8 protein-coding genes are annotated in these 12,992 nt (G+C 69.0%); 4 read left to right on the top strand and 4 right to left on the bottom strand.

Annotated features, from left to right (window positions below; genetic code table 11):
• The coding region (locus tag VJS38_RS09575) for a HAMP domain-containing protein (RefSeq protein ID WP_324087925.1) at positions 1–1,065 on the bottom strand (1,065 nt) is incomplete at its 3' end.
• Positions 1,066–1,425: 360 nt separating this feature from the next.
• On the opposite strand from VJS38_RS09575, the gene VJS38_RS09570 reads away from it, so the two are divergent.
• Both VJS38_RS09570 and VJS38_RS09565 read left to right on the top strand, forming a co-directional pair.
• The gene (locus VJS38_RS09570; protein WP_324087924.1) at positions 1,426–2,205 is read left to right on the top strand and encodes a hypothetical protein; all 780 of its coding nucleotides are present in this window, start codon (positions 1,426–1,428) and stop codon (positions 2,203–2,205) included.
• Positions 2,189–2,959 carry a metallophosphoesterase family protein gene (locus VJS38_RS09565; protein ID WP_324087923.1) on the top strand — a complete coding sequence of 257 codons (771 nt, stop codon included), beginning with the start codon at positions 2,189–2,191 and terminating at the stop codon, positions 2,957–2,959. The genes VJS38_RS09570 and VJS38_RS09565 overlap by 17 nt, the downstream gene beginning before the upstream one ends.
• Before the next feature lie 10 nt (positions 2,960–2,969).
• On the opposite strand, the gene VJS38_RS09560 is transcribed toward VJS38_RS09565, so the two are convergent.
• Complete coding sequence (locus tag VJS38_RS09560) at positions 2,970–4,424, bottom strand: phosphomannomutase/phosphoglucomutase (protein ID WP_324087922.1); 1,455 nt, start codon at positions 4,422–4,424, stop codon at positions 2,970–2,972.
• Between the two features lie 197 nt (positions 4,425–4,621).
• Between VJS38_RS09560 and VJS38_RS09555 the strand changes: the two genes are divergently transcribed.
• Entirely contained in the window at positions 4,622–5,797 is a 1,176-nt protein-coding gene (locus VJS38_RS09555) for a glycosyltransferase (protein WP_324087921.1), read from the top strand.
• A gap of 15 nt (positions 5,798–5,812) precedes the next feature.
• Here VJS38_RS09555 and VJS38_RS09550 read toward each other — a convergent pair whose 3' ends face one another.
• Positions 5,813–7,264 carry a glutamate synthase subunit beta gene (locus tag VJS38_RS09550; RefSeq protein WP_324087920.1) on the bottom strand — a complete coding sequence of 484 codons (1,452 nt, stop codon included), beginning with the start codon at positions 7,262–7,264 and terminating at the stop codon, positions 5,813–5,815.
• Positions 7,265–7,405: 141 nt separating this feature from the next.
• Entirely contained in the window at positions 7,406–12,046 is a 4,641-nt protein-coding gene (gltB, locus tag VJS38_RS09545; RefSeq protein ID WP_324087919.1) for a glutamate synthase large subunit, read from the bottom strand.
• Positions 12,047–12,305: 259 nt separating this feature from the next.
• On the opposite strand from gltB, the gene VJS38_RS09540 reads away from it, so the two are divergent.
• A partial coding sequence (locus VJS38_RS09540) for a patatin-like phospholipase family protein (RefSeq protein WP_324087918.1) occupies positions 12,306–12,992 on the top strand: 687 nt, incomplete at its 3' end.

The following is a 12,992-nucleotide window of genomic DNA, read 5'->3' as shown; positions in this document are numbered from 1 at the left end:
CGTCGTCGTCATGTTGTTGATGGTGTCGGCGAGCGCGGCGATCTCGCCTTTCGCGTCGACGCCGATCAGCTTCTGCGTCAGGTCGCCGTTCGCGACCGCGGTCACCACCTTCACGATGCCGCGCACCTGCTCGGTCAGGTTTGCCGCCATGACGTTCACAGTGTCGGTCAGATCCTTCCAGGTGCCGTCGACGCCGGGCACCTGCGCCTGGCCGCCGAGCTTGCCTTCCGTACCCACTTCCCGGGCCACCCGGGTCACTTCCGACGAGAAGGCGTTGAGCTGGTCCACCATGGTGTTGATGGTGTTCTTCAGCTCCAGCACCTCGCCCTTCACGTCCACGGTGATCTTACGGCTGAGGTCGCCGTTGGCGACGGCGGTGGTCACCTCGGCGATGTTCCGCACCTGGCCGGTCAGATTGGCGGCCATCAGGTTCACGTTGTCGGTCAGGTCCTTCCAGGCGCCGGCCACGCCCTTCACCTGCGCCTGGCCGCCCAGCTTGCCCTCGGTGCCGACCTCGCGCGCCACGCGGGTCACCTCCGACACGAAGGAGCCGAGCTGGCCCACCATGGTGTTCACGACCTTGCCGGTGCGCAGGAACTCGCCGCGCATCGGGCGCTCCTCGTTCTCCAGGTCCATGGTCTGGGAAAGGTCTCCCTTGGCCACGGCGCCGATCACGCGCGCCATCTCGGCGGTCGGGTGCACCATGTCGGCGATCAGGGCGTTGACCGAGTCGACGCTGGCGGCCCACGACCCCTGCGCGCCCGGCAGCTTGGCCCGGTGATTGATCCGGCCCTGACGGCCCACCGCCTCACCGAGCCGGTCGAACTCCTTGGTCATGCGGTCGTTCAGCTCGACCACGTCGTTGAAAGCCTCGGCGATCTCCCCGCCGACGCCGGTCAGCCCCTTGGGCAGGCGCACCGAAAAGTCGCCGCGGCGGAACGCTCGGAGCGCCGCCAGCAACTCCCTTGTCTCGAGCGGAGCTTCGGCCTTGCGCGTGCGCGCGGAGCCTTTCGACCTGGCGGCGTTTTGCGCGTTGGTCGACGACGTCACGTCAGATTGCGGCATGTTTTCCCCGAAACGACATATCGTGGCGTTTTGGGGCCGTGCGCCGCCGCCGGCGGGCCAAGCCGGCACAACGAAACACACCCCCGCCCTGAGCAGGTGAACAACCAATCCGAGACTTGGGTTCCAGCGTCACAGAAAAAAACTGCGGGATCCGAGGGAAGGATCAAATCGATTATTGAATCCCGGGCCCAAAATGCAAGGCGCCGCTCGTCCGCCGAGTTTGGGTAGACCAAAAACATAGTAAAAACAACCGCTACCAGACGCGATCGCAACCGTGGCCGCAGGCTCCGGAACCGCCCGACATGGCCTCCGTTTCCAACCTGGGGCTTTTGCCCGAGGCCGATCAGGACGCCGCGCCCCATGTCGCAGACCCATGACGCCGCGGCGTTCGAACCGCCTCCGGAAGCCGAGGCGTTCTACGCCGACAGCCTCCGGTTGCTGAACGAATCCAAGATTCCGTTCCTGCTGTCGGGCACCTACGCGGTCACCGCCTACACCGGCATCGTGCGGCCGACCAAGGACCTCGACGTCTTCTGCAAGGCCGGCGACTTCCCGAAGATCCTCGCCTACTTCGGCCAGCGCGGCTATCGCGCCGAGGTCGAGGACGAGCGCTGGATCGCCAAGGTCTGGTGCGACAAGCGGTTCTTCGACGTCATCTTCGCCATGTCGAACGGCACGGCGCCGATCACCGACGACTGGTTCCACGACAACCCGACCATCGAGGTCTACGGCTCGGAGGCCAGGATCACGCCGCCGACCGAGTTGATCGTCTCGAAGATGTTCATTCAGGACCGCTACCGCTACGACGGAGCGGACGTGGCCCACGTCATCCTGCGCGCCCACGACCGGATCGATTGGGCCGCCCTGCTCCGCTACATGGAGCCCTACTGGGAAGTGCTGCTCACCCACCTCCTCAACTTCCGCTTCATTTACCCGACCGAGCGCGACCTGATCCCGCGCGGGCTGATGGAGGAGCTCACCGCCCGCCTGCAGGCCCAGGTCGGCCTGCCGCCGGCGCGGGTGAAGGTCTGCCGCGGCCGGCTGTTCAGCCCGCGCGACTACGTCACCGACATCACCGAATGGGGCTTCGCCGACGTGGTCGGAAAGGGCCTGGAGGAGCGGCATGAGCCTATCGCCTGACGATGCTGACCTTCCCCCCGAGACGGCGGCGCCGCCGCGCGCGGCCATCCGGCTGGCGGCTCTGGGCGACCTTCATGTCGGCGAGAACGTCGAACGACCCTACCGTGAGCTCTTCGCGCGCGTCAGTCGGGAAGCCGACGTGCTGGCGCTTTGCGGCGACCTCACCAATTTCGGCAAGACGCCCGAGGCGGAGATCCTGGCGGCGGATCTGGCGGCCTGCACCATTCCGGTGGTCGGCGTGCTCGGCAACCACGACTACGAATGCGGCCAGCCGCAGGAGGTCGCCCGCATCCTGCACGAGGCCGGCGTCAAGCTGCTCGACGGCGAGGCCTACGAGATCGAGGGCGTCGGCTTCGCCGGCGGCAAGGGCTTCATCGGCGGCTACGGCCGCAACATGCTCTCCGCCTTCGGCGAGCCGGCGATCAAGGCCTTCGTCCAGGCCTCGATCGACGAGAACCTGAAGCTGGAGAGCTCGCTTCGCATGCTGAAGACCGAGCGCACCGTGGTGGTGCTGCACTATTCGCCGATCGCCGCGACGCTGGAGGGCGAGCCGCCGGAGATCTTCCCTTTCCTGGGGTCCGCCCGGATGGGCGAGACTATCGACCGGTTCGACGGCGTCCGCTGCGTCCTGCATGGCCACGCCCACTCCGGCGTCTACGAGGGCCGCACGCCCCGGGGCGTGCCGGTCTATAACGTCGCCCGGCCGGTGCTGAACCGCAGGCTCGGGGTGGAGTTCGCGCTCTTCGATATTTGATGCAAGCCACTCAAATTTCTGCCTCTATGCCGCTCATCTTCAGGTACCGCTTCAATTCGTCCCGCAGGCGGTCCAGGCCGTCGGGATGGGCGGACTCGCAGCGGCAAGTGAGCTTGTGCTCGGTGCCGGAGGCGCGCAGCAGCCACCAGCCGTCCGGGCTTTCGACCCGCACGCCGAACCGGGAATCGAACACCGCGCCCTCCCCGGCCAGGCGCTCGGCGACCTCGTCCACCACCGCGTGCTTGCGCCCCTCCGGACACGGCAGCCGCCGCTCCGGGGTGACGAAGCTCGGCGGCAGGCTGTCGCGGAAGCCGTTCAGGCCGCCGCGCAGCCGCGAAACGGCCTGGAAGGTCTGGATGGCGCTGTAGACGGCGTCGTCCACGACGCCCCAGCCGTCGTCGAACAGGATGTGCCCCGAGAGCTCGCCGCCGAGCTGCGCCTTGGACCGCGCCATGGTCTCGCGCAGCAGCACATAGCCCGACGGCGAGAGCTCGCAACGGCCGCCCGCCGCAGCGACACCGTCGAACAGCACCTTCGAGCAGCGGACATCCGCCACCACGACCACGCCCGGCTCGCGCGCCAAGAGGTCCCGCGCCAGCAGCAGCAACAGCTGGTCGGCCCACAGGATCCGCCCCTCCGCATCGACCACCCCCAGCCGGTCGCCGTCGCCGTCGAAGGCCACGCCCAGGTCGCACCTGCCCGCAATCACCGCCTCGGCCAGCTGCGACAGGTTCTCCGGCGCAGCCGGATCGGGATCATGCGCTGGAAAGGCGCCGTCGACCTCGGTGTTGATCAGGGTGTGCTTGCCAGGGATCAGCCCCGTCAGCCGCTCCACGACCGGTCCGGTCGCGCCATGGCCGCAATCCCAGGCGACGTTGAGCGGCGCCATGCCACGCGCCGCGCGCGCCAGTTCGTCGACATAGGCCTCGATGACCGCCAGCCGCCGGGCCGAGCCGCAGACGTCGGGCACGCAGGGGCTGCGCACCAGCTTCTTCAGCGCCTCGCCGTGCAGGCGCTGCTCGCCGATCATGATCTTGAACCCGTTCTCCTCGGCCGGGTTGTGCGAGGCGGTGACCATGATCGCCCCGCCCAGGCCATGCTCGCGCAGCGCGAAGCTGAGCATCGGGGTGGGCCCCACGCCCAGCCGCTCGATGCGCATGCCTCCGTCCATCAGGCCCCAGACCAGCGCCTGCTCCAGGGTCGGCGAGCTGAGCCGTCCGTCGCGGGCGACCCCCACCCGCTGGACGCCGGCCTCGCGCGCCACGCCCGCATAGGCGAGCCCCAGCGCATAGGCGCCCGCGCGGTCGATGTCGCGTCCGGCATGGCCACGGATGTCATAGGCGCGGATGGCCGTCTCGCCGATGCAGCACTCGACTTTCGGCCGCTGCGGCGCGCCCGGCCGGTTCAGCGGCAGATGAGTCGCGGGCATGCGTTCTGCATGGCCCGGCGTGGGCTCCAGGCTCATCGCCCTACTCCGGTCAGACGGAGAGCAGCGGCGGGCGCCCCGCTCGCCGCGGACGCCGCCGCACGCAGCATCCTCCGCAAGTGGTGCAATGGCTGTGGAACGGGCCTTGTTCCAGCGCGGCCTTGGACAAACGGCCGCAACCTCCCCCAGGATATGGAATCGGCAGACTAAGGACCGTTCGTCGCTCGAGGTCCGCCGTGCGCTTCGTCCTGCTCAAAGGCCTGTCCCAGTACGGATCGCTGCGGCTGCACGTCGACCAGCTGGCGCAGGCGCTGATCGAGGCCGGCCACGAGGCGGTGATCGCCGACATGGCGGCGGACGACCGCCAGCAGCAGCTGAACGCGGCCCTGCAGCCCGCGCCGCATTGCCTGTTCGGCTTCAGCGGCGTGGGCGCCGACCTGAGGGGCGAAGCCGGCACGATCTATGACGTCCTGGGGGTGGTCTACGCCTCGATCTACGTCGACCACCCGGTCCATCACATCGCGCGCATCCAGACGCCGATCCGCAGGAACGTCTGCTTCTTCCTCGACCGCAGCCACATTCCGTTCGTCAATGCGATCGGGGCGGGCGCGAACTTCAGCCAGCTGGGCTTCCTTCCGCCGGGCGCGAACGCGCTGCCGGAACCGCCCGACCTCTCCGACGAGACCTTCGCCCGGCGCGACATTCCGCTGATGTTCACCGGCACCTATCGCGGCGCGCCGAGCGCCTATTGGCGCGAGTGGCCGGAGGGTGCGAGCAAGGTGCTGGCGGAGAGCCTCGTCGCGCGGATGACGGCCGACGCGCGCCTGCCTTTGCTGGATGGGCTGCGCGCAACTCTGCGCGATGTCGGCGCCGAGCTCAGCCGGGACCTGCTCGTCGCCCTGATGCCGCAGCTGACGCTGGCGCAGTCCTACGCCGAGGCCTACCACCGCGACGCCCTGATCCACCGGCTGGGCCAGGCGGGCCTGCCGCTGCATCTGTGGGGCGCCGGCTGGGAGGGGTTGGCCGAGCGCTACCCGAGCTTCGTCTACGGCGGCGTCGGCAGCTTCGCCGAGACCCTGCACACGCTCAGGCGCGCGCGGGTGGTGCTGAACATCAACAACGGCTTCGTCGCCGGCGGCCACGAGCGGGTGTTCACCGCCATGTGCGCCGGCGCGGCGGTCTTCTCCGACGCCAACCGCTACTATGAGGAGGCCTTCAAGGAGGGCCGCGAGATCGTCACCTTCCCCTGGCCGAAGCTGGCGAACGCTCCGGACCTGCTGGGAGACCTGGTCGAGGACCAGGCCCGCGCCGCCGGCGTCGCCCGCGCCGGCACCCGCCGCGCCATGGCCGAACACCGCTGGAGCGACCGCGCGCAGCGGCTGGTCAAGGCGGTGAAAGCCTCCCTCCCTTGATGGGCAGGGAGATTTTTACCGCGGCAGCCTGGTCGCGCCCATCAGGTACTCGTCGACCGAGCGGGCGCATTGGCGGCCCTCGCGGATCGCCCAGACCACCAGGGACTGACCGCGGCGCATGTCGCCGCAGGAGAAGATGTTCGGCGCCGAGGTGCGGTAGTCGACGACGTTGGCCTTGACGTTGCCGCGCGGGTCCAGGTCGACGCCGGCCTGCTCGACAAGGCCTGGCTTGCGCGGGCCGACGAAGCCCATGGCGAAGAGGACGAGGTCGGCCTTCAGCTCGAACTCCGAGCCTTCGACCTCGCGCATCTGCATCCGGCCGTCGTCGGCGGCGACCCATTCCATGTGCACGCACTCGATCGCCGTGACCTTGCCGCCCTTGCCGATGAAGCGCTTGGTCTGGACGGCGAAGTCGCGCTCGCAGCCTTCCTCGTGGCTCGACGAAGTCCGCAGCTTCAGCGGCCAGTCCGGCCAGGAGAGCTGCTTGTTCTCCTTCTCCGGCGGGCGCGGCATGATCTCCAGCTGCGTCACCGACAGCGCGCCGTGGCGGTTCGAGGTGCCGATGCAGTCCGAGCCGGTGTCGCCGCCGCCGATGACGACGACGTGCTTGCCCTTGGCGGTCAGCGTGCCGTTCGGCGCGGCGACGTTCTCCGGGTCGCCGGCGTTGCGCTTGTTCTGCTGGGTCAGGAAATCCATGGCGAAGTGCACGCCGTCGAGCTCGCGGCCCGGCGCCGGCAGGTCACGCGGAGCCTCGGCGCCGCCGGCCATGATCAGCACGTGATAGTCGTCGAGCAGGCGCGGCACGGAGACCGCGGCGCCCACCTCGAAGTTGGTCCGGAAGATCACGCCCTCCGCCTCCATCTGCTTGATGCGGCGGTCGATGTGATGCTTCTCCATCTTGAAGTCGGGGATGCCGTAGCGCAGCAGGCCGCCGATCCGGTCGTTCTTCTCGAACACCGTGACCGCGTGGCCGGCGCGGGCGAGTTGCTGGGCGCAGGCCAGGCCCGCCGGGCCGGAGCCCACGACCGCGACGCGCTTGCCGGTGCCGCGCGGGCTCGGCTGCGGCGCGATCCAGCCCTCGCGCCAACCCCGGTCGATGATCTCGCACTCGATCGTCTTGATGGTGACCGGGGTGTCCTCGATGTTCAGCGTGCACGAGGCCTCGCAGGGCGCGGGGCAGATGCGGCCGGTGAACTCCGGGAAGTTGTTGGTCGACTGCAGGTTCTCCAGCGCCGCGCGCCAGCCGTCCCGGTAGACCAGGTTGTTGAAGTCCGGGATCTGGTTGTTCACCGGGCAGCCCTGGTGACAGAACGGAATCCCGCAGTCCATGCAGCGCGAGGCCTGCTGGCTGACGTCGGCCGTCGCCAGGGGACGCACGAATTCCTTGTAATGTTTCAGGCGCTCCGCCGGCGGGTCATAGCCGCGGTCACGACGGTCGATCTCGAGGAAGCCGGTGGGCTTGCCCATCGGTCGGTCTCCAAAACTCTGGAGCCTCCTCCGCCCGCGCTTGGGGCCGCGCGAGGGAGCGAGAGGCTCTGATCAAAAAGACTGTCCTTGCGCCCGCCCGGCGCCTTAGCCGGACGGGGAAGGGTGTGGCGTGAAACGCGATTACTCGGCGGCGACGGCGGCGGTCTTGCGCTGCGCCGCCTGGTCCAAGAGCGCGCGGCGATAGTCCGTCGGCATCACCTTGACGAAGGCGGCCAGCGCCTGGTCCCAGTCGGCCAGGAGCTCGGCGGCCCGTTTCGAGCCGGTGTGCAGGTGGTGCCGCTCGACCAGGATCCGCAGGCGCTCGGCGTCGAACCGCAGCATGTCGCCCATGCCGTTGTTCTCCACCGAGACGGCGCGCTGCGAGGGGCGTTGCCCCTCGTCCGCGGCGGTCGCCGGCGTCGCCGGACCGATCTTCTCCAGCTCCACCATGGCGGGGTTGCAAAGCGCAGCGAACCGGCCTTCCGGATCGTAGACATAGGCCACGCCGCCGCTCATGCCGGCGGCGAAGTTGCGGCCGGTGTCGCCGAGCACGACCACGACGCCGCCGGTCATGTATTCGCAGCCGTGGTCGCCCACGCCTTCGACAACCGCCACCGCGCCGGAGTTGCGCACCGCGAACCGCTCGCCGGCGACGCCCTCGAAATAGGCCTCGCCCGCGATCGCGCCGTACAGCACCGTGTTGCCGACGATGATGTTGCGCGTCGGCTCACGCTTGGAGCCCTGCGGCTGGCGCACGACCACCCGCCCGCCCGAGAGGCCCTTGCCGACATAGTCGTTGCCGTCGCCCGACAGCTCCAGCGACACCCCGCGCGCGGCGAAGGCGCCGAAGCTCTGGCCGGCGGCGCCGAGGAACTTCAGCTGGATCGTATCGTCCGGCAGACCGGCGTGGCCGTAGCGCTTGGCCACCTCGCCCGAGAGCATGGCGCCGATGGTGCGGTTGATGTTGCGCACCTCGTACACGCCGCTGACCGGCTTGCCCTCCTCCAGCGCCGCCTTGGCGTCGGCGATCAGGCTGTGGTCGAGCGCGCGGCCCAGGCCATGGTCCTGGCGGTCCATGTTCCACAGGCCCTTCGCCGCTTCCGCCGGCGCCGAGTAGAGGATCTTCGACAGGTCGACGTTGTGCGCCTTCCAGTGGTCGAGCGCCGGACGCATGTCGATCCGGTCCACCCGGCCGATCATCTCGTTCAGCGTGCGGAAGCCCATCTCGGCCATGATCTCCCGCAGCTCTTCGGCCACGAAGAAGAAGTAGTTGATCACGTGCTCCGGCTGGCCGGTGAAGCGCGCGCGCAGCACCGGATCCTGGGTCGCCACCCCCACCGGGCAGGTGTTGAGGTGGCACTTGCGCATCATGATGCAGCCGGCCGCGATCAAGGGCGCGGTGGCGAAGCCGAACTCGTCGGCGCCCAAGAGCGCGCCCACCGCCACGTCGCGGCCGGTGCGCAGGCCGCCGTCGACCTGGACGGCGATGCGCGTGCGCAGGCCGTTCAGCAGCAGGGTCTGCTGGGTTTCGGCCAAACCGATCTCCCACGGCGAGCCCGCGTGCGTCAGCGAGGTCAGCGGCGAGGCGCCGGTGCCGCCCTCGAAGCCGGAGATGGTCACATGGTCGGCGCGCGCCTTGGCGACGCCCGCGGCCACGGTGCCCACGCCCACTTCCGAGACCAGCTTCACCGAGATGCGGGCCCGCGGGTTGACGTTCTTCAGGTCGTGGATCAGCTGCGCCAGATCCTCGATCGAATAGATGTCGTGGTGCGGCGGCGGGCTGATCAGGCCCACGCCCGGCGTCGAGTGACGGACGCGGGCGATGTTGCGGTCGACCTTGTGGCCGGGCAGCTGTCCGCCCTCCCCGGGCTTGGCGCCCTGGGCCATCTTGATCTGGATGTCGTCGGCGTTGACCAGGTACTCGGCGGTGACGCCGAAACGCCCCGAGGCCACCTGCTTGATCGCCGAGCGCATCGAATCGCCGTTGGGCAGCGGCTTGAAGCGGTCGGCTTCCTCGCCGCCTTCGCCGGTGTTCGAGCGGCCGCCGATGCGGTTCATCGCCATCGCCAGCGTGGTGTGCGCCTCGCGGCTGATCGAGCCGAAGGACATGGCGCCGGTGGCGAAGCGCTTGACGATCTCCGAGGCCGGTTCGACCTCGTCGAGCGGGACCGGCTGGTCGGCCGGCTTCAGGCGCATCAGGCCGCGGAGGGTGAGCAGCCGCTCGCTCTGCTCGTTGATCGAGCGCGAGAAGTTCCGGTACTCGTCCGGCAGGGCGCCGCGCACGGCGTGCTGCAGCCGCGACACCGATTCCGGCGTCCAGGCGTGGGCTTCGCCGCGGATGCGGTAGGCGTACTGGCCGCCCACATCCAGCATGTTCTTGTAGACCGGGCTGTCGCCGTAGGCGTCGCGGTGACGCCGGACGCTTTCCTCGGCGATCTCGGCCAGGCCGACGCCCTCGATGGTCGTCGCGGTGCCGGTGAAGTATTTCTCAACCAGCTCCGACGACAGGCCGACGCCGTCGAAGATCTGCGCGCCGCAGTAGGACTGATAGGTGGAGATGCCCATCTTGGACATCACCTTCAGGATCCCCTTGCCGATCGCCTTGATGAAGTTCTTGCGGACCTCGTAGGCGCTTTGCGGCAGGCCGCTTTCGACCCGGATCTGTTCCAGGGTCTGGAAGGCCAGGTACGGGTTGACGGCTTCGGCGCCGTAGCCCGCCAGCACGCAGAAATGGTGCACCTCGCGCGCTTCGCCGGTCTCGACGACGAGGCCGGTCTGCATGCGCAGGCCCTGACGGATCAGGTGGTGGTGCACCGCCGCCGTGGCCAACGCCGCCGGAATCGGGATCCGGTCGGCCGAGGCCGCGCGGTCCGAGAGGATCAGGATGTTGGCGTCGGCCAGCACCTGCTCGGTGGCTTCCTGGCAGAGCCGCTCGATCGCTTCCTCGAGGCCATCGACGCCCGCCTCCGCCGGCCAGGTCGCGTCCAGCGTCGCGGTGCGGAAGGCGCCGTCGAGCAGCTCGTGGATCGAGCGGATCTTGGCCAGGTCCTCGTCGGTGAGGATCGGCTGGGACACCTCCAGGCGCTTGTGCGTGCCGGCCTGGCGGCCGAGCAGATTCGGGCGCGGGCCGATCATCGACACCAGGCTCATGACGAGCTCCTCGCGGATCGGGTCGATCGGCGGGTTCGTCACCTGGGCGAAGTTCTGCTTGAAGTACTCGTAGAACAGCTTCGGCCGCGCCGAGAGCACGGCGATCGGCGTATCCGAGCCCATCGAGCCGACCGGATCGTCGCCGTTGCGGGCCATCGGCTCCAGGAAGAAGGCGATGTCCTCCTGGGTGTAGCCGAAGGCCTGCTGGCGATCGAGCAGGCCGGACGGATCGTTCGCCAGCGGCGGGTGGCCCGCCTCGCCCAGAGACAGCTCCTCGAGCTTGAACTGGGTCTCGGAGAGCCAGTGCTCATAGGGTTCGGCCTCGGCGAGGCTGGCCTTGATCTCCTCGTCCTCGATGATGCGGCCGGCTTCCATGTCGATCAGCAGCATCTTGCCCGGCTGCAGGCGCCACTTGCGGACGACCTTCTCCTCGGGGACGTCGAGCACGCCCATTTCCGAGGCCATGATGACATTGTCGTCGTCCGTGATCAGGAAGCGCGCCGGCCGCAGGCCGTTGCGGTCGAGGGTCGCGCCGATCTGGCGGCCGTCGGTGAAGGCCACCGCCGCCGGCCCGTCCCACGGCTCCATCAGGGCCGCATGGTACTCGTAGAAGGCCTTGCGCTTCGGCTCCATCAGCGGGTTGCCCGCCCAGGCCTCCGGAATCAGCATCATCACCGCGTGCGCCAGCGGATAGCCGCCGGCCACCAGCAGCTCGAGCGCGTTGTCGAGGCAGGCGGTGTCGGACTGGCCGTGCGGGATCAGCGGCCACATCTTGTGCAGATCCGGCCCGAGCAGCTCGCTCTCCATCGAGCGGCGCCGCGCGTTCATCCAGTTGACGTTACCGCGCACGGTGTTGATCTCGCCGTTGTGGGCGATGAACCGGTACGGGTGGGCCAGCTTCCACGACGGGAAGGTGTTGGTCGAGAACCGCTGGTGGACCAGCGCCAGCGCCGTCTGGGCCAGCGGGTTCTTCAGGTCCTCATAGAAGGAGCCCACCTGGTCGGCGAGCAGCAGGCCCTTGTAGACCACCGTGCGCGTCGACAGCGACGGGATGTAGAGCTGCGACAGGCCCGGCATGTTGCGCTTGACGGCCAGCTCCGCGAGCGGGTTCTGGATCTGCTTGCGCACCGCCAGCAGCTTGCGTTCGTGGGCGTCCTGGTCGCGGATCGTGGGTCCCCGGCCGATGAAGCACTGGCGGACCACCGGCATCGAGGCCAGCACCGCCTCGCCCAGGCCGTGGGTGTTGATCGGCACGTCCCGCCAGCCGAGCAGCGGCTGCTTCTCGACCGCCAGGAAGTGCTCGAACTGCTGGACCGCGGCGGCGCGCGCCTCGTCGTCCTGCGGCAGGAAGCACATGGCCACGGCGTATTCGCCGGCGGGCGGCAGGGTCACGCCCGCGCCCTGCGCCCATTCGCGATAGAGCGCGTCCGGAATCTGAATCAGAATCCCGGCGCCGTCGCCGACGAGCGGGTCGGCGCCGACCGCGCCGCGGTGGTCGAGGTTGACCAGGATTTTCAGGCCGGCCTCGATCACATCATGAGTTTTGCGGCCTTTGATATTGGCCACGAAGCCCACGCCGCACGAGTCATGCTCGTTCGCCGGATCGTACAGACCTTGCCGGGAGAAACCCATTCTCTCGTCCCTACACCTACACCCGCAACGCCAAGTGCGGCCCGACCCGACCTGGATGGACCGCCTTAGCGCAAACGCGCGAATTTAGCCGCCAAATGGGAATCTGTCGATGGGACCGAAAGCGCCGCACCGCAATAAACTTGCGGCGGATGCGCCCATGCCGGGCGTCTTGAGCGGATTTCGTCCACGAATGGGCCTTCGAGACCGTTACGCACGCAACCAGGATCAGGCATAAGCGGGGGCGCATGGGACGGCGATCATGAACGACACGCGGAGCCCGCTGGCGGCTGAGCGGGACGCCGCGCCGGCGGCCAGCGCCCACGACACGGGGACGGCGTTCGAAAGCGTGGCCCTGTTGCTGCAGGGCGGCGGCGCGCTGGGCGCCTACCAGGCCGGCGTCTACGAAGCCCTGCTGGACGCCGGCGTCGAGCCCAGTTGGGTGGCAGGCATCTCCATCGGAGCGATCAACAGCGGGATCATCGCCGGCAACCCGCGCGGGCGGCGCATAGAAAGGCTGCGCGCCTTCTGGGAGATGGTCAGCGAGGCCGGCTGGTCGGACCTCTGGACCGTCGGCCTGGCCGAAGGGATGGTCCGCGGCTGGCTCAACCAGCTCTCAGCCGGCCAGACGCTCGGCGCCGGAGCGCCGGGCTTCTTCACCCCGCGCATGCCCCCGCCCTTCCTGCGCGCGCCGGGCACGCCCGAGGCGACCAGCTGGTACGACACCACGCCCCTGAAGCAGTCGCTGGAGAGGCTGATCGACTTCGACCGGATCAACGCCCGGGAGATGCGCTTCAGCGTCGGCGCCGTGAACGTGCGCACCGGCAACTTCGCCTATTTCGACAACGCCACCCACGTCATCGGCCCCCAGCACATCCTGGCCAGCGGCGCCCTGCCCCCCGCCTTTCCGGCCGTGGAGATCGACGGCGAGCTCTATTGGGACGGCGGG

Origin of the sequence: Phenylobacterium sp., from assembly GCF_035276905.1 — a bacterium.
In the GTDB taxonomy this organism is placed as follows: domain Bacteria; phylum Pseudomonadota; class Alphaproteobacteria; order Caulobacterales; family Caulobacteraceae; genus Phenylobacterium.
Note: the sequence above shows the minus strand (reverse complement) of the source record. Positions and strands in the feature narration are given on the sequence as shown.